Annotated in this window: 3 protein-coding genes; all 3 read left to right on the forward strand. The window is 72.3% G+C overall.

The features are described from left to right. Nucleotides 1–135 precede the first annotated feature (135 nt). Genes ACH4SP_RS07970 through ACH4SP_RS07980 form a run of 3 tightly spaced genes read left to right on the forward strand, consistent with a single transcriptional unit; the run spans nucleotide 136 to nucleotide 19,675 of the window. Nucleotides 136–1,395: an SRPBCC family protein gene (locus tag ACH4SP_RS07970; RefSeq protein ID WP_398411180.1), complete on the forward strand. Its 1,260-nt coding sequence runs from the start codon at nucleotides 136–138 to the stop codon at nucleotides 1,393–1,395. Then, the gene (locus tag ACH4SP_RS07975; RefSeq protein WP_398411182.1) at nucleotides 1,392–10,589 is read left to right on the forward strand and encodes an amino acid adenylation domain-containing protein; all 9,198 of its coding nucleotides are present in this window, start codon (nucleotides 1,392–1,394) and stop codon (nucleotides 10,587–10,589) included. The genes ACH4SP_RS07970 and ACH4SP_RS07975 overlap by 4 nt, the downstream gene beginning before the upstream one ends. Then, complete coding sequence (locus tag ACH4SP_RS07980) at nucleotides 10,586–19,675, forward strand: SDR family NAD(P)-dependent oxidoreductase (RefSeq protein WP_398411188.1); 9,090 nt, start codon at nucleotides 10,586–10,588, stop codon at nucleotides 19,673–19,675. The genes ACH4SP_RS07975 and ACH4SP_RS07980 overlap by 4 nt, the downstream gene beginning before the upstream one ends.

The following is a 19,675-nucleotide window of genomic DNA, read 5'->3' on the forward strand; positions in this document are numbered from 1 at the left end:
CCTTCACGTGATGCCTCCGTCGGAGGCCGTCGTGCCGTCACGCATCCAGGCATCACCTGCTCCGGTTCTGTTGCCCGGGGCCCTTGGCAATCCGCCACGCGATCCATGCGCCTCACCCTTGAGGGAGCCCAGCAGATGACACGCGCGTCCAGCATGTTCGACCTGATCAGTGAGCAGGACGAAGACAGGCCCTACTTCGAGACCGGCGGTATCGGCAGGTCGCACGAGTTCTACACCGGTGAGGAGCAGCACCGGCGGGAGATGGCCGGGATCTACGGCCGGCGTTGGCTCCCGGTGGACCACGTCTCCCGGCTCAAGGAGAAGGGTGCGTACAGCACCCTGAACATCGGCACCGGATCCGTTCTGATCATCCACGGGGACGACGGCATTCAGGCCTACCACAACTACTGCCGGCACCGGGGCTACAAGCTGGTGGAGGAGCCCGTCGGCAAACGGCAGAGCCTGGTCTGCCTCTACCACTGCTGGGTGTACGACCGCAACGGCAAGCTCAAGAGCCTCAACGGCACCTACTTCGACCACTTCTTCGAGAAGGAGAAGAACGGGCTGCTGCCGGTCCGCACCGAGGTCAGGTTCGGGGTCGTCTTCATCGCCTTCTCCGACGACGCACCGGACCTCGACACCTCCCTGGGCGAGTTCGGGGAGTTCGCGCGCGTCTACGAACTCGCCGACCTGGAGTGCGTACAGGCGAAGGACTATCCGGTCGCCTCGAACTGGAAGCTCGTCGCGCACAACGTCAACGAGAGCCTGCACTTCCCCACGGCGCACAAGGACCTGCACCGCATCACGGACTTCGACGACGCGGGCACCTACGGCCTCAAGGGCGACATCGTCGGCGCGTGGCAGTCGATCCGGGGCGGTTACAACTCCGTCTCCATGACGGGGCGCAGCGGGCGCTCGCCGATGCCGCTCGTGCCCGAAGGGGACCTGCAGAAGATCAACTGGATCACCATCCTGCCCAATCTGCTGTTCGGGTTCACCGCCGACTACGTGATGATGCAGTGGGTCTGGCCGGAGAGTCCGGGTACGTGCTTCGTCCGGCACTTCTGGCTCTTCCACCCCTCGGAGACGGCCAAGAGCGACTTCTCCCACGAGGCCGTGTTCGCGCTGTGGGACAAGGCGAACTACGAGGACTGGGAGATGTGCGAGCGCACGCACCGCGGTCTGTCGAACCCGCTGTGGGCCCCGGGACAGCTCTCCCTCGACGAGGAGGTCGTCTCGCAGATCGACGCCTGGGTCGCCGCCGAGACCACGGGCGAAGCCGACTCCGGCGAAGCCGGCGAGTCCGTCGGGTCGGGCGAGTCCGTCGGGTCCGGCACGTCCGTCGGGTCCGGCAAGGCCGGCAAGTCCGTCGAGTCCAGCGAGGCCCGGGGATGACCATGGCGGCCAACTGCTTCCTGATCGGCGGAACCCGGGTCCTCACCCAGTGCGCCGCACAGCTCCTCGACGCCGGTGTGCGGATCGAAGGCGTCTTCAGCGACGACCCGGCGGTGACGACCTGGGCGCGCGAGCACTCCGTCCCCGTACTGGACCCGCACGGCGACCTGTCGGCGGCGCTGTCGCAGGTGCCCTTCGACTACCTGTTCAGCATGGTCAACTTCCGGATCCTGTCCGGCGAGGTCCTGGAACTCCCCAGGGTCGCCGCCGTCAACTTCCACGACGGACCCCTGCCCCGGTACTCCGGCAGCCACGTCCCGGCCTGGGCGCTGTACGAGGGCGAGACACGGCACGCGGCGACCTGGCACCGGATGACGACCGCGGTGGATGCCGGAAGCGTGCTGCTGGAACGCTGGTTCCCGGTCCGTGAGCACTCCACCGCCCTGTCCCTGACCTACGAGAGCGCCGAGAACGGGATTGCCGTCTTCGGCGACCTCGTGCCGCACGTCGTGGCGCGGACCCTGCCCGACCCGGTGGACACAGCCGCCCGCGAACGGCGCTTCTACCGGCGCTCCGCCCGCATGGCCTCCGGCGGACTCATCCACGCCGGCACGACGGCCGGTGAAGCCGCGCGGATCTCCAAGGCGCTGGACTACGGCTCCTTCCCCAACCCGCTGGCGCTGCCCACGCTCATCACCGAGCAGGGCGCCGTGTTCACCCGGCAGATCAGGCGCGTCCCGCGCGACGAACCGCGCAGCGCCACCACCGTGCTGTCGGTGACCACGTCCGCGCTCACGCTGTCCGCCCCGGACGCGGACCTCGTCCTGAGCGACTTCACCGCGGTCGACGGGAGCGCGCTGAGCGGTCAGGCCGCGGCTCAGCGACTGGGCGTCGTCGAGGGAGCCCCGCTGCCGCCCGTAACGGCGCAGCGGCTGGCGGCGGTCGCCGCGGCCCAGAAGCAGCTGCGGGCGCACGAGCCCTGGTGGCGCACCAGGCTGCAGGAGGTACGCCCCGCCCCGCTGTCCGTCGGTGACTTCTCCGCTGCCGCGTCCCACTACGGCCGGTACGAGATGGCGTTCGTGCCGCGCTCGCGCGAGGAGGCGGTCGGTGTCGTCCGCGCCTTCCTGGCGGCCGTGGCCGAGCGCACCGAAGAGCGCACCTTCGACTTCGCCTGGTCGCCTTCGTCCGCGCGGGTCCTCGCGGAAGAGACCCACGGCATCGCGGCCGCGCGCTTCCCCGTGCGCTTCGACGGCGACAGCACCCTGTCGCTGCACGACAAACTCAACACGGCGCTCGCCAGGAACGGCTACGCCAGTGACCTTGAGGCCCGCCTCGGAGTGGCCGGGCACCCGCTGGGCTCCGGGGAACCGACCTTCACGAGCGTGATGGTCCTCGAACGTCTGGCGGGCGAAGAGGCGTCCGCCGAACCGCACACCGAGATCGCGCTGCTGTGCCCGCAGGACGGCCCGCCGACGGTCTTCGTACGCGAAACCGCGATGGAACGGGACGAGGCGCTGGCCTTCACCGAGCGGGTCGAGGACCTTGCCCTGACGGAGATGCTGTACGGCGAGCCGGCCGGGGCCGCAGGGCCGCTGGAAGTCCCGGCCGCCGAGCCCGAGCCCGAGCCCGAGCCCGAGCCCGGGTCCGGGACCGTGCTCGACCTGATCGCCGCCGTGGTCGCCGACCGGCCCGCGGCCACCGCCGTGCGCAGCGGTGAACACACCCTGGACTACGCAGCTCTGGACGCATGGGCGGACGCCATCGCCGCCCGTCTGCACGATCACGGCATCGAGGCCGGATCGGTGGTCGGCGTGCTGACGGAACGGGACGTCCACCTGCTCCCCACGCTGCTCGGCATCCTGCGGACCGGTGCTTCCTTCCTGCCGCTCGACCCGGGATATCCCGTGGAACGGCTGCGCCGGTACGTGGCGGTCTCGCAGTGCGACCTGCTGGTCACCGACGCCAGGACGCACGCCCTGGGCGAGTCGCTCGGCGCCGTCCTGCGGGTGCCCGAACCGGACGGCTCCGCCCAGGCGGTGCCGCCCCGGGTGGGCGCGGGCGACCTCGCGTACACGCTGTTCACCAGCGGGTCGACGGGCGACCCCAAGGGCGTGGAGATCGAGCACGGAGCGCTGGCGAACCTCCTCGTCGGGATCGGCGAACGGCTGGGCACCTCGGCCGACGACGTCGTGCTCGCGCACACCACCGTCGCGTTCGACATCTCCCTGCTCGAACTGCTGCTGCCGCTGACCGTCGGTGCGACGGTCGCCCTGGCCTCCCGCGAAGAGGCCCGCGACCCGCGCCGGCTGGCCGAGCTGACCCGCGGGGCGACCGTGGCCCAGGCGACCCCGAGCATGTGGCGCCTGCTGCTGGACACGGACTGGTCCCCGCACGCGGAACTCACCGTCCTCTCCGGCGGAGAGGCACTGCCCCCGGCGCTCGCGGAGCGCCTGCACACCGGCGCACGCGAACTGTGGAACCTGTACGGGCCGACCGAGGCCACCGTCTGGGCCTCGTGCCACCGGGTCACCTCCGTCGGGCCTTACGTCCCCCTGGGCGAGCCGCTCCCGAGGATGGAACTCCACGTCCTGGACGCGCGGTGGGAGGAGTGCGCCCCGGGCACGACGGGCCAGCTGTACCTCTCCGGAGCAGGGCTGGCACGCGGCTACGCGCACCGCCCGGACCTCACGGCGGAGGCCTTCGTGGCGCACCCCGCCACCGGTCTGCGGCTGTACCGGACCGGCGACGAGGCGCGCCGCCACGCCGACGGCGCCGTCGAGTGGCTCGGCCGAGCCGACGCCCAGGTGAAGGTACGGGGCCACCGGATCGAGCCCGCGGAGATCGAGCGGGTGCTGGAGCGGTTCACCGGCATCACCGCCGCCGTGGTCGCAGCGGCGAGGTTCGAGGACCGTGGCGAGCCGCGGCTGACCGCCTATCTGGTCGGTGACGCGGCGGCGACGAAGTCCGAACTGGACGAGTTCGTGAGCGGCTCCCTGCCCGACTACATGGTGCCCGACGCGTACGTACGCATCGACGCGCTGCCGCTGACCGACAACAGCAAGGTGGCGCGGGCCCGGCTGCCACAGCCCACCAGGGACAACATCGTGCCTGCGACCGCCCGGACCGAGGCACCGGCGAGTGCGGCGGTGGCTCCCGCCCCGGCGGAAGCACCGGCTGTCCCGGCGGGCACCGCGGCGACCGGCATGGCCGCGGGGGAGCTGGCGGAAGCGATCGCGCGGGTCTTCGCGCGCACGGTGGACCAGCCCGGCTTCGACGTGGAGACCAACTTCTTCGACCGCGGGGGCGATTCGGCCAACGCCGCTGTCGCCGCCGTGCGGCTCAGCCGTGAACTGGGCATGGAGATCACCGCTCCGGCGATCTTCGCCACGGGAACCCCGGCCAAGCTGGCCCGGCTGCTGGATGACGCGGGACAGGAGCTGACGCCGGCGCACGGGTCGGCGCAGGTCCAGGAGCCGGAACAGGCACATGGCGGCGCGGACGACGCGCTGGCGGTGGTGGGCATGGCCTGCCGGTTCCCCGGGGCCGCCACACCGGACGAGTTCTGGTCCAACCTCGTCAACGGCGTCTCCAGCGTGGGGGCCGCACCGGCCGGCAAGCGCGGCTGGGGACACCTCTGGTCCGAAGCCGACGACGTTCCGGCGGGCTGGCTGACCGGCGTCGAGCTCTTCGACGCCGCGCGCTTCGGACTCACGGAGCGCGAGGCGCGACGGCTGGACCCCCTGCAGCGGCTGCTGCTCAGCGTGACGGCCGAGGCACTCGAAAGCTGCGGCCACGACCAGGCCTCGCTCGGGACCGACACCGGCGTCTTCGTCGGCACCATCGCGAGCGACTTCCCGGATCTGGTGGCGAGGAGCATCGGCCACGGTGACCCGCACGTGGCCACCGGCACCGCCGTCTCCATGGTCGCGAACCGGCTGTCGCACGTGTTCGACTGGTCGGGGCCGAGCCTCGCCGTCGACACGGCGTGCTCGTCGTCCCTCGTCGCACTGCACCAGGCGGCCATGCACCTGCGGTCGGGCGAGGTGGACGCCGCCGTGGTCGGGGCGGCGAACCTGGTGCTGACCCCGGACAAGACGCGCTCCTTCGCGCGCAACGGCATGCTGTCCCCGCAGGGCGTCTGCCGGGCCTTCGACGAGGCGGCCGACGGTTACGTACGGGGTGAGGGCTGCGGTGTCGTCATCCTCAAGCGGCTCGCCGACGCCGAACGCGACGGGGACCCGGTCCTCGCCGTCGTCCGCGCCACCGCGGTCAACCACACCGGCGGACGCGCGGGCTTCCTGACGGCACCGAGCAGGCCGGCCCAGGAGTCGGTGCTGCGCAAGGCGCTGTCGGGCGCCGGCCTCGGTGCGGGCGACATCGGCTACATCGAGGCGCACGGCACCGGTACGCAACTCGGCGACCTCATCGAACTCGAAGCGCTGCACGCGGTTCTCGGCGAGCCGGTCCAACAGCCGGTCGCCGTGGGCTCGGTGAAGACGAACATCGGCCACCTGGAACCCGCCGCGGGGATCGCCGGACTCATCAAGGCGGTCCTCGCGCTGCAGGCCGGGAGCATCCCGCCGTCCCTCCACCACAGCACTCCGAACCAGTCCTTCGACTTCGAAGGCTCCGCCCTGTTCGTCGCCGACCGGCTGCTGCCGTGGGACGGACCCCGGGTGGCGGGAGTCAGCAGCTTCGGCTTCGGCGGCACCAACGCCCACGCCGTCGTCGAGGCGGCCCCCGGCACACCGGCCGACACAGGGGACGCCGGGGACACCAGGGACGCCGGGCCGTGCCTGCTGACCCTGTCGGCGGGCACGGACGCGGCCCTTCGCGTCCTGGCTCAGCGGCTCGTCCTGATGCTGCGTTCCGGGTACTGCCCGCCCTTGGCGGCGCTGAGCAGGGCGAGCCTGCTGCGGCCTGCCGCATCCCACCGGTTCGCCTGCGTGGTGGACAGCGTCGAGCAACTCGACGACAAACTGCGGCTGTTCCTGGCCGGTGTCGACGACACGCGCTCCCTCTACCTGGGAGTGGCAGCCGCGGACGAACGTACGGCGGCGGAGCCGGTCGGCGACACGGCGATCAGCGGCGCGACCAGCCGGGCGGACCTTGCGGCGGTGGCACGCAGCTTCGTCGCCGGGGCGGACATCTCCGCAGGGCCGGGGCGTGCGGGCGTACGCTTCCCGACCGCGCCGCACGAGGAGAAGTACCTCTGGCTTGAGCCCGCCGAACAGCCGGGGAACGAGGCCGCCCGCACGACGAACACATGGGCGGAGCACCCGGAAGCCGTCGAGCACGTGGTGCTCGGCAGGCCGACACTGCCCGGGGCCGCGTACCCCAACAAGGTGGCCGAGTTCCTCGGCAGGGACCGGTTCACCCTCCGCGACACGACCTTCCGCGCGGCCGTCGAAGCCCGTACGGCCCTGTCGGCCGAGCGGGACGGAACCGCGGTGCTGTTCCGCGACGGCGCCGGTTCCCTCGTCTGCGACACCGACGTGACCGACCCCGAGCAGCCGACGCTCGTCGAGCCGGCCCCCGCCAACGGCTTCGCCCCGGTGGACCTCGACGCGATGTACCGCGCCTTCGCACGCGACGGGCTCGGCTACGGCGCGGGCTTCAGGACCGTCGCTTCGCTGTCCACCGCGCCGGGACAGGCGCGGGGCGTGCTGCGGAGCGAGGCGGAACCCGTCGGCGTGGCGGACACCACGCTGCTGGACGGAGCGTTCCAAGTGGCCCTCGCCGCCTGCGGCGCACAGGGACTGTACGTGCCCTTCGCCATCGAACGGCTCACCGTCCTCGGCCGCCTTCCCGGCACCGCCCGCGTGTACGCCAAGCGCGACAGGGAGACCGGCCCGGACGCCGGGCTGCTGACCGCGAGTCTGGTGATCCTCGACGGCGACCGGCCCGTGCTGGAGGCGCGCGGCATCACCTGGAAGCGGCTCGCACCGCCTCCGCCGTCGGGAACACCGCGGTCGGGGACGGCCCAGGGGACCGCGCGCGTCCCGGCCCCGAGGACCCCGCAGGCCGAGCCCCACGGGCACAGCGGACACCGCCCCGTACCGAACCTCGGGCGGGCGGGTGGACTCGACGCGGCCGTGGCCCAATGGGTCGCGTCCGCCCTGGAGATGAGCGTCGACGATCTCGAAACGGACGTTCCGCTGCAGGAGCAGGGGCTCGATTCCATGCTCGCCGTCTCGCTGGCACAGGACATCCGGGCGAAGCTGGACATCGAGATCCCGGTCACGATGGTTCTTGAGGTCGGTACGGTCGACCGGCTCGTCGCCGAACTGCGCGACGAGTACGGCGCGACGACCGCCCCGGCCGAGGCCACCGCCTCCGAGGCAGCCGCTGCCGTCCCCGAGGCCTCCGTTCCCCAGCCCTCCGTTCCCGAGCCCTCAGTCCCTGAGGCAGCCGCTGCCGAGCCCTCCGCTCCCGAGCCCATCGCCCCCGCGCCCGCCGTCTCCGCGTCCCCCCGTCCCCTGCCATCCGAGCCCGGCGGAGCCGGCGCCACCGCCGCCACCGATCTCCACGACATCGCCATCGTCGGCTTCGACGGGGTCTTCCCGAACGCGGCGAGCACCGCAGACCTGTGGCGGGTCCTGCTGGCGGGCGAGGACTGCCTGCGCGAAGTGCCCGCTTCCCGCTGGGACATCGACGAGTACTACGGCACCGAGGGCAAGCCGGGCACCGTGTATCTCAGAAGGGCCGGCTTCGTCGAAGGGCTCCACGAGTTCGACGCCGGGTTCTTCCGCCTCTCGCCCGCCGAAGCACAGTGGATCGACCCCCAGCAACGCCAGCTGATCCAGTCCGCCTGGCGCGCGCTGGAGGACGCGGGCCAGGCAGGCGAGGCGCACCGGTCCACGGGAGTGTTCGTGGGCGCCAGCTACCAGCACTACCGAGACGTGGTCGTCGGCGACGTCGTACAGACGGCGGCGGGTCTGGGCAACCACAACGCGATCCTCGCGAACCGGGTGAGCTACTTCCTGGATCTGCACGGTCCGAGCATGACGATCGACACGTTGTGCTCGTCGTCGCTGGTCGCGCTGCACACGGCGGTGCGGAGCATCCGTGACGGCGAGTGCGAACAGGCCATCGTCGCGGGCGTGCACATGGGCATGTCGCCGCAGTACTTCCAACTGGGCTCCCGCCTCAGGTCGTTCTCCCCCTCTGGTTCATCGCGTGCGTTCGATGTGGGTGCGGATGGGTTTGTGCCGGGGGAGGGGGTGGTGTCGGTGGTGGTGAAGCCGTTGTCGGCGGCGTTGCGGGACGGGGACCGGGTGCGTGGGGTGATTCGTGGGAGTGCGGTCAATCACGGGGGTCGTACGAGTGGGTTGACGGTGCCGAGCAGTGCGGCGCAGCAGGAGGTGATTGTGCGGGCGTTGGAGGATGCGGGGGTTTCGCCGGAGTCGATCGGTCTGCTGGAGGCGCACGGTACGGGTACGGGGTTGGGTGATCCGATCGAGGTGGAGGGTCTGACGCGTGCGTGGCGTCGGCATACCGATCGTTCTCAGTTCTGTGCGATTGGTTCGTTGAAGTCGAACATCGGTCATCTGGAGCCTGCGGCGGGGTTGGCGGGGCTGGTGAAGGTGTTGCTGGCGATGGAGCACGAGGTGATTCCGCCGACGCTGCATGTGAGGCGTCCGAACGATCACATTCGTTTCGAGAGCACGCCGTTCTATCTCGCGGACCGGCCGCGGGAGTGGCCTCGTGGTGCGGAGCCGCGTCGCGCGGCGGTGAGCGCCTTCGGGATGGGAGGTGTGAACGCTCATGTGGTCGTCGAGGAACCGCCGTTGGCGGAGCCCCGTCCCCCGCTGACGGCGGGCAGTCATGTCGTACGGGTCACCGCGGCCGACGAGACCGCACTGCGCTCTCTCGCCACCACCTACGCCGATCACGTGGCTGGTACGACCGACGAGCAGCTCGGCGACTTCGCCTTCACCGCGAACACCGGACGTGCCGCACACCGCCACCGGGTGGCGGTGTGCGGCTCCACCGCCCAGGAACTGGCAGCCAGGCTCACCGACATCGGCACGGGCAGGACGCCCGTCACCCGCCACACCGGCAAACCCGCCACCACGGCCTTCCTGTTCACCGGACAGGGATCCCAGTACCCCGGCATGGGGCACGGCCTCTACGCGTCCGAGCCGCACTTCCGTGCCGCGCTGGACGAATGCGCCGAACTCCTCGCCCCGCACGTCGACACACCGCTGCTCGACCTGCTCTACGGCGACGCCAGCCACCTCCTGCCCCTGACCGGGTACGCGCAGATCGCCATCGTCAGCGTCGAGGTCGCCCTGACGCGCCAGCTCGACGCCCTGGGGATCCGTCCCGACGTCGTCGCAGGACACAGCCTCGGAGAGCTCACCGCCGCGTGGGCGGCCGGCGTGCTCACCCTCCCCGACCTGCTCCGACTGACGGCGCTGCGCGGTCGGTTCATGCAGGACCAGTCGGCGGGAGGGGCCATGGCGGTCGTCCACACCGACACCGACACCCTCGGCGCCGCGCTCCTGGCGCACCCCGACGTCGAGATCGCCGCCTACAACTCTCCGCGCAGCCACACCGTCACAGGACCCGCCGATGCCGTCGCCCGGTTCTGCGAGCAGACCCCGCACCGCACCCAACTCCTCACCGTGAGCCACGCCTTCCACTCCGCCGTCATGGAGCCGGCCGTCGCTCCCTTCACCGAGGCCGTGGCCGTCACCGCTCTCCAGGCGCCCACCATCCCGTTCGCCTCCACCTCCACCGGGGGCTGGCACACGGCCGGTTCGGCCACCGACCCCGACCGCTGGGCCGCCGCCATTCGCAGGCCGGTCCGCTTCGCCGAAGCCATGGCGGTCCTGGGCGAGACGAATCCCCGCGCCGTCTGGGAGATCGGACCCCACCCCCACCTCACTCCCTTGGCCCGTACCGCCGTCCCCGAGCCCCACCCCGTCTGGATCACCACGCTGCAGCGCGGGCGCGACGACCAGACCCAGCTGCACACCGCTCTGACGACCCATCACAACCACACGGGCTCGGACCTGGACTGGCCAGGACTCCACCACGGCAAGCACCACCGCACCACCACCATCCCCACCTACCCCTTCGACCGACAGGAGCTGGCCGCGCCACCCGCTCGCCGCCGCACCGCGACGGGGGCCGTGGGCCACCCGCTGTTCGACCGCCACTACGAGCACCAGAGCGAGGGACAGTGACGCACCGAGCCGAGACGTACGAGAAGACGTTTGCGGGCCACGAACCCCTCATCGCCCAACACCGCGCCACCGGCAGCGGGTTGCTCCCCGCATCCGTGCAGCTGGAGATGGCGATGGTGGGCATCGCGCGGCGCAGGCCGTTCGTCCCGCTGGAGCTCGTCGACGTGGCCTTCCTGCGGCCCCTGACCCTCGCCGACGACGCCACGGCGGCCGTCCGGCTGGACGTGACCCACGGGGCGGACGCCAGCACGGAGACCCACGCGGACACCCGCTTCGAACTGAGCACCTTGGTGGCGGGCGAGCGCAAGTCTCTGTCCACCGGGACGGGCCGCCTCCTTGCGGGCGACGTCACGCCCCCGGTCGGCTGGCAGCCCGTCCATACCCGGACGATCAACTCACAGGAGTTGTACGGGAGTTGGTCGCACGAGGGCCTGGAGTACGGGCCCGACTTCCGTACGGTGCACGAGCTCGCCGTCGGCGAAGGCGAGGCACGGGCCCGGCTGCGCGCCGACGCCGAGCCCCTGCCCTGGTACGCGCATCCCCTCCTGGTGGACGGCGTGTTCCAGGTGGTGAGCTGTGCGCTGCAGGACCTCTCGCGAGCAGCCGGACCCCGTCCCATGCTGCCGATCGGCATCGCACGCCTGGCCGTCTTCGCCGAACTGTCGGCCCTCGCCACCGGTGTCACCGTCCTGGCGCGGCGCACCGGTGTCGACGGTGCGTACTCGACGGCGGACGCCCTGCTGGTGGGTCCTTCGGGAGACGTCGTCGCGGAGTTCCGCGGTGTGCGGATGCGCAGTACGGCCGGTCTGCGCGGGACGACCGGGCCGAGCAGCGCGACCGGGCTGCCCAGCGCGACCGGGCCGAGCGGTGCGAAGAGCTCGGCGCCCGCGGCCCGGCGGGCCCCGCAGCCGATCTCGCAGATCCACTGGCGCCCGGCGCCCAGCGGCGAAGCGCCGCGCGAACCCGCGGCCGGCACGTGGGTCGTGCTGCACGACGCCGCGACCGGCGGCCCGGGGGAGCGCACCGTACGGCAACTGCGCGCCGAGGGCGCCCGCGTGGTCGAGGTCGGTGTCGGCGCGGCCCTCGCGCACGCCGAGGACTCCGACCACCGCATGCTGCCGCGCCCTGACGAGAACGCGTTCCGACAGCTCTGGGACTCGGTCGGCGACCCGATCGCGGGGGTCGTCCACCTGTGGAACAGCGGCGACCCGCGCGAGGCACGGTCGGAGTCGGCGGACCTCGGCCTCGGTCTCTACGGCTGCCTCGCCGCCCTGAAGACACTCGGCGAACGGCAGCGGAAGTCCCGGTTCTACGTGGTGACCCGGGCCGCGCAGCCGGTGGCGGACACGGACACGCCCGTCCCCGCGCGCGCCGCGCTGTGGGGTCTCGTCCGCACCGCGGCCATCGAGTATCCCGGGCTGCGCCCCCGGCTCGTCGACCTCGACGACGCCTTCGACCCCGGGCTCCTGGCGGAGCTCGGCGACGGCCCCACCGAGGTCGGCTACCGGCAGGGCGTACGCCACGTGCCCGTCCGCGTGCACGAGCGGCAGGCCCGCCCCGCACGGCGGCCCGTCAGGGCGGGCGGCCGCTATCTCGTCCTGGGCGGACACGGCGGCCTCGGCCTGGAGGTCGCGGGCCGTCTCGGGGAAGAGGGCGCCGGCGCCGTCGCCCTCGTCGGCAGGTCCGGTGCGGCGGGCGCCGACCGGGACCGGCTGGCCGCCCTCGCGTCGCGCGGGTGCCCCGTCGTCTCGTACCGCGCGGACGTCACCGTCCCCGGCGAACTCGCGGCCGTGGTGGAACGCTTCCGCGGCGAGTTCGGCGAGCTGCACGGGGTGATTCACGCGGCGGGTGCGCTCAAGGACGGGCTGATCCGTACCGCCGCTGCCGAGGACGTCGAAGCGGTGCTGCGGCCCAAGGTCGACGGCGTCCGTGAACTGGCCGCCGCCACCGCGGGAACGGACCTCGACTTCGCCGTGCTGTTCGCGTCGGTCTCCGGCACCTTCGGCAATCTCGGCCAAGGCGGGTACGCCGCCGCCAACGCCTACCTCGACGCCTTCGCGCACGCCCACGGCACGCCGTGGCTCAGCGTCGACTGGGGCCTGTGGGGCGAGGTGGGCATGGGAACGGCGGTCGCGGAACAGCTCCGGCGCAGGGGCGTCCGGCCGCTGGGCACGGACGAGGCCCTGGACGCCTTGATGGCCGTACTGGGGACGGACGCGCGGCAGGTGGTCGTCGCGCACCCCGACGCGGACGACTCCACGGCCGGGCCCGTCGAGGCACCGAGCACCGTCACGGTCACCTCCGCGACGCAGGCGCCCGGCGGCGCACACGGCACCGAAGCCCTCGACGGCGTGCACGCCGACGGCGGCAGGGAACGCGTCGAGGCCGAACTGGAGCGCTTCCTGACGGAACACCTGGGCGTCACCGCCTTCGACCGCGGGACGCCCCTGGCGGACTACGGCATGAGCTCGATCATGAGCATCGAGCTGTCGGAGGCACTGTCCCGCAGGTGGGACATCCAGCTCCCGGCCACGCTCTTCCTGGAGTACGGCGACTTCGCGGAACTCGGGCAGGTACTCGTCGACCGGTACGGGGCGGCCGGCGCGGTGGCGGAACCGGCACTGCCGACTGCCCCGGTGGAAGCGGCAGCGCATGCCGGCCCGACCGTACCGGCACCGGCACCGCCCAGCGTCGTGACCGAACCCGTGGCGGGCCCACGCGACGGCGGGGACACGGCGCGCGGCAGGGACGTGGCCGTGGTCGCCGTCTCGGGCGACCTGCCCGGTGCCCGCGACGTGGCGGACCTGTGGCCGCTGCTCCGGTCCGGCGGCCACGCGTTCACCGAGGTACCCGCCGACCGCTGGGACATCGACGCGCACTACGAGAGGCGCGGCCCCCACATGACGGGGACCTACTGCCGCACCGGTGCCTTCGTCTCCGACATCGACCGCTTCGACCCCGCCTTCTTCGGCATCTCGGTACGCGAGGCCGAGGAGATGGACGCACAGCAGAAGCTGCTGCTTGAGCACGCCTGGGCGGTGCGGGACGAGAGCGGCCTCGCGGGCCTCCGCGACATCGGCGTCTTCGTCGGCGCCACGTACACCCACCACCGGGACGCCCAGGGCCTGGAGAAGGTGGGACCGCACACCGCGCTCGGGTCCCTGAACGCCGTGCTGGCCAACCGGATCTCCTACGCACTCGACCTGACGGGCCCGTCCCAGACGGTCGACACCCTGTGCTCCTCGTCCCTCGTCGCCGTCCAGCAGGCGGTCGCCGCGCTGCGGGCGGGGACCTGCGGAGCCGCGCTCGTGGCGGCCTGCCACGTGGGGCTCACCCCTTGGTACTACCGCAGCCTGAGCCAGCTCGGAGCCCTGTCCGCGACCGGGCCGCGCCCCTTCGACGACCGGGCCGACGGCTTCGTACCCGGTGAGGGAGCCGTGGCGGTGATGCTCAAGCGTCTTGAGGACGCCGAGCGGGACGGGGACCGGATCTGGGCGGTGATCAGGGGCACGGCGGTCAACCACGGGGGCCGCGGCAGCGCCCTGCCCGTCCCCCGGAGCGAGGCACAGGCCGCGGTGGTCCGGGCCGCGCTGGACGACGCGGGCGTGGCCCCCGCCGAGATCTCCCTGATCGAAACGCACGGCACGGCGACCCGGCTGGGGGACCCGATCGAGATCGCCGCGCTGACCGAGGTGTTCGGTGGCGACCCGGACCGCCGCGACCCGTGCCACATCGGCGCGGTGAAGGCCAACATCGGCCATCTGGAACCGGCCAGCGGACTCGCGGGACTGGTCAAGGTCCTGCTCTGCCTGCGGCACCGGGAGATCCCGCCCCTCGCGGGCTTCGAGACCCCGGGTGCGCACCTGGACCTGTCCGCAGGGCCCTTCGTCATCCCGACCGAACCGGGGCCGTGGACGTCCGAAGGACCCCGCCGCGCGGGCATCAGCGCCTTCGGCATGGGCGGCACCAACGCGCACATCGTCGTCGAGGAGTACGACACCGGGCGGGCCGACCGGGACACGTCCCGGTCAGAGGCCGCAGGCGAGCACCTCCTCGTCCTCTCCGGGCACACGCCGGACGCCCTGGCCGGACGCGAGGCGGACGTCCACCGGCTGCTGCGGGACTCGTCGCCGAGCCTCGACGCGCTCTGCTTCTCGGCCGCCGTCGGACGCGACCACCAGCGGTACCGCGTCGCCGTCCTGGGGTCCACGGCCCGGGAGATCAGCACCGGTCTTGAGCACGCCATGAGCCGGGGCGGGGCCCACGGGAACGTGGTGCGGGGCGAGACCTCCGTGGCGAGCGGGTCGGCCACCACCGACGGAGCGCTTCTGCGCGCCGCCCTCCGCCACGTCGGCGGCGCGGACGTGAACTGGCGTGACGTGTACGACGGCACGGCGGTCGCCCGTATCGTGCTGCCGGCCTACCCCTTCCGGACGGGTTCCGCCGAGCCCGCCGAGCGAGCCGGGTCCGCCGGGGCCACGTCCGGGGCCGAGCCCGCTGCGGACCTGACCGAGGTCGTACGCCGGCTGTCCCGTGCCCACCGCGTGTTCGGCGAGGACACCGTCCCGGGGGCCTTGCCGGTGGCGCTCGGGCTCCAACGGGCCGACGTCCTGGGGCGGATCGCCTTCACGGGAAGGGGGACGGGGGACCACGGCCTCAGCAGCGACCTGGACGAACCGGCCCGCCGGGGTCCGGTCACGTTCCGGTACGGAGACCGAGTGATCGCCCGTATCGAGGTCGAGGTCGAGGTCGAGGCAGCGGCAGAGGCCGGAGCCGGGACCGGGGCGGGCACCCGAGACCTCGCGGCGCTGCGTGCCCAACTGGGCCGGACGCTGGAACCGGAGGGCCTCTACGCGTGGTTCGCGGCGAAGTCGATGGACATCGACGAGCCGTTGCGTTCCCTCACCGAAGTGCGCTACGGCCAGGACCGGGTGCTCGCACGGATCGGGGCCGCCACGGGCAGCCCGCTGGAGCGCGCGGTGGTGGCGCTCGACGCGGCCCTGCAGAGCATGGCCGTACTGACCCTGGCGGACCCCGCCGCGGCGTCGACGACCTATCTGCCGGTCTCCATCGGGCGGGTGCTGAAGTGGGGCGATCCGGCAGGTGCGGCCTTCGTCCTGTTCGAGGCGCGCGGGTCGGGGCCGGACGGCGCGCGACGCGGCGACGCGAGCCTGCTGTCCGCCGACGGCCGGGCCCTGGTCAGGCTTGAGGCGGTCGAGTACCGGACGGTGACCGACCCGCTCCCACCGGCCCGCACCCGCGCCACCATCCCGCGCGGGAAAGCGGCCGCGGTGGCGGAGGCGGAACTCGTCGAGCTGGTGCGGAGCGTGTTCCACGATCCCAGCATCATGCCGACCACCTCGCTGTCCTCCGTGGGGCTCGACTCCCTGCTGGCGACGACCGTCGCGGCCGGGATCGAAGAGTCGTACGGAGTGCCGCTGAGCCCCACGGACGTCCTGGACGCGGCCGACTGCCGCACCCTGGCCGCATACGTGGCGGAACTGGCGGAACAGGCGGCGCCGACGACGGAACCGACCGCCGACGGCGCGGCCGTTCCAGTACCCGACAGCACGGTGCGGCCGCAGGACATGGCCATCATCGGGATCGCCCACGCGCTGCCCGGCGCTCCCGACACCGCAGGGCTGTGGCCGCTGCTCTCGGGCGGCGGCACCGGCATCCGTCCGGCACCGGCCCACCGCTGGGACGACCGCGCTGCCGGAGAGGAGCCCGACGTCGGGGGGTTCCTCGACAACGTGGAGGAGTTCGACGCCCGGTTCTTCGACTTCTTCCCCAAGCAGGCCCAGGTGCTCGATCCCCAGGCGCGCTGGCTGCTGCGCACGACGTGGGAGGCGCTCGAATCGGCCGGCCTCCCGCCACGCCAACTCCCTTCCTCCACGGGCGTGTTCGTGGGAGCCAGCTACCAGCACTACAAGGACTACAACCTCGCGCCGGAACTGGACGCGGCCAGTGGCCTGGGAAACCACAACGCCTTCCTCGCGAACCGGGTGAGCTATTTCCTGGATCTGCGCGGTCCGAGCATGACGATCGACACGTTGTGCTCGTCGTCGCTGGTCGCGCTGCACACGGCGGTGCGGAGCATCCGTGACGGCGAGTGCGAACAGGCCATCGTCGCGGGCGTCCGGGTGGCCATGTCGCCGCTGCACTACACCGCCATGAAGAACCTGCGTGCCCTGTCTCCCTCGGGTTCGTCGCGTGCGTTCGATGTGGGTGCGGACGGGTTCGTGCCGGGGGAGGGGGTGGTGTCGGTGGTGGTGAAGCCGTTGTCGGCGGCGTTGCGGGACGGGGACCGGATTCGTGGGGTGATCCGCGGGAGTGCGGTCAATCACGGGGGTCGTACGAGTGGGTTGACGGTGCCGAGCAGTGCGGCGCAGCAGGAGGTGATTGTCCGGGCGTTGGAGGATGCGGGGGTTTCGCCGGAGTCGATCGGTCTGCTGGAGGCGCACGGTACGGGGACCGGGCTGGGTGATCCGATCGAGGTGGAGGGGTTGACGCGTGCGTGGCGTGGGTTCACGGACCGTTCTCAGTTCTGTGCGATTGGTTCGTTGAAGTCGAACATCGGTCATCTGGAGCCTGCGGCGGGGTTGGCGGGGCTGGTGAAGGTGTTGCTGGCGATGGAGCACGAGGTGATTCCGCCGACGTTGCATGTGAGGCGTCCGAACGATCACATTCGTTTCGAGAACACGCCGTTCTATCTGGCGGACCGGCCGCGGGAGTGGTCGCGTGGTGCGGAGCCGCGTCGTGCGGCGGTGAGTGCCTTCGGGATGGGAGGCGTGAACGCGCATGTGGTGGTCGAGGAACCGCCGTTGGCGGAGCCCCGTCCCCCGCTGACCGCAGGCAGTCATGTCGTACGGGTCACCGCGGCCGACGAGACCGCACTGCGCTCTCTCGCCACCACCTACGCAGACCGGTTCGACAGGGCGGGTGACGGCTGGGAGACCGCCGACCTCTGCCACACGGCCAACATCGGCCGTTCTCCCCTGGAGTTCCAGACGGCCGTGCACGGACGCACCGCCGCAGAGATCGCGGCGTCCCTGCGCGACGTCGCCGCGGGCGGTGTTCCGATGGCCCGCGCCGACATCGACCTGAGCGCGGAGAACGTCGTCGGCCTGAGCCCGGAGGCGGTCGTCGATCTGGTCAGGGGCGGATACGCGCACGTCGACTGGGCCGCGCTCTCCGCACCGGGAGCACGCCTCACGGACCTCCCGACGTATCCGTTCGCCACAGAGAAGTACTGGCACATGCATCGAGTCGGAGTACGGACCCCGGCGCAGGCCGACGCCGAGATCCCGCAGGGCGTGGCGGCCCGCCAACTCGTCTGGCGTACGGGGGAACTCCCGCCCCGCTCCTCGGCGGACCCCCTCGCCGTGCGCCTCGTCACCGCCGAGCCCTTCATGGCGGACGCGATGACGGCGGCCCTCCGCGAGCGGGGGGTGCTCCTGGCGGCACCCGGGCAACCGGCCGACGCGGTCGTCATGGTGGACGGCTCCGGCGGACAGACCGTTGAAGAGATCGGTGACGCGGATGAACTAGGTTCGTTCTGGGCCGAGTTGGGTGCCCTGGTGTCGTCCGTCTCGTCGAACGGCAAGCTGCTGTGGGCCGGCCAACGGGGTGCGGCAGTACACGCCGCGGAGCGTGCGGCCCTGCGGCCGGAGACCGCCGCCAAGGCCATGGCCGTACGAGCGGCCTGCGCGGAGAGTCGAAAGACGTGCGCGGTCGTCCACCTGGATCCGGCAGACACCGTCGACGCCCGAGCCCGGCAGATCGTCGCGGAGCTCATGGCCCTGGCCTCGATTCCCGACGGCGGAGGTGCGACTGCCGACCCGGACTCCGGTGTCGTCGCGGCGTACCGGCGGGGTGTCAGGTACGTGCCGGAGACGGTGAGCGTCCGGCCCGGTCCAGCACACGAGTTGTCCACCGACGGCTACTACTTGGTGACCGGCGGGCTCGGCGCCGTCGGGCAGCGCCTGGCCGAGCGGCTGATCGACCGGGGAGCGAAGCGCGTCGGCATCGTCGGAAGGTCCGCGGTCCATGCCGCGGACTCCGCTCCGCTGCGGGAGCTGGCGCGGCGGGCGGACGTCGAGTACCTGCGCTGCGACGTGGCGGACACCACAGCCCTCACCGCCGTGGCCGAGGAGTGGGGCGGCCGATGGGGCCAACTGCTCGGCGTCGTGCACTGTTCCGGCGGAGTCAACCCCTTCGGGGCCATGCACCGCAGGCCCTGGCACGACGCCGCCAAGGTGACCGCCCCGAAGGTCGCGGGCTCGCTGAACGCGGTGCGGCTGGGGAAGCAGCGGGGCGCCGAGTTCGTCGTGCTGGTGTCCTCGATCGCGGGCACACAGGCCGGGGCCGGCCGGGGGCTGGTCGACTACGCCCTGGCCAACGCCTACCAACTGGCCCTGGCCGACCGGGAGAACGACGCCACCACCACCGTCACCGCGCACGCCTGGCCCAACTGGACGGGCATCGGCATGGAGGCGGACGCGTCCTTCTCCGCGGTGCACTCCCTCAGCGCCGACCGGGCGGTGGCCGCGTTCCTCGACCACCTGCGGTCGGGAGGCGCGGTGATCTTCCCGGGAAGCCCGTCCGCGAGCGCGCCCGTGAGCCCGTCCGCGAGCGCGCCCGTGAGCCCGTCCGCGAGCGCGCCCACGGCTGCCGTGCCGGAAGTTTCCGACGGGCAGGCGGAACCCCGTACCGCGATGGCAAGGGACGGCGAGGACCACGACAACACGGCCGAACTCCGCGCGTACGTGACGGACGCGTTCGTCCACGTACTGGGCGAGGACCCCGGAGAGCGCCCGTTGCAGGCTCTCGGACTCGACTCCCTGGTGATCGCGGAACTGGCCACGGCCCTGGAGCAGCGCTGCGGTCTGGTCGTCGATCCGTCACTTCTCGTACGGGCCCGCACGGCCGCCGACATCGCGGCCGGACTCGTCGGAACGGCCGGAGCAGCCGGAGCGGCGCGACCGGCCCGACCGTCCGGGCCGCCCGCTCCCGACCATCACCCAGGCGCATCCGCGCTGAGCGCGCTGCTGCGTCCCCTGCTCACCCCCGACCGGGACCGATGA

The organism is Streptomyces sp. NPDC021093, assembly GCF_044333135.1.
Taxonomy (GTDB): domain Bacteria; phylum Actinomycetota; class Actinomycetes; order Streptomycetales; family Streptomycetaceae; genus Streptomyces.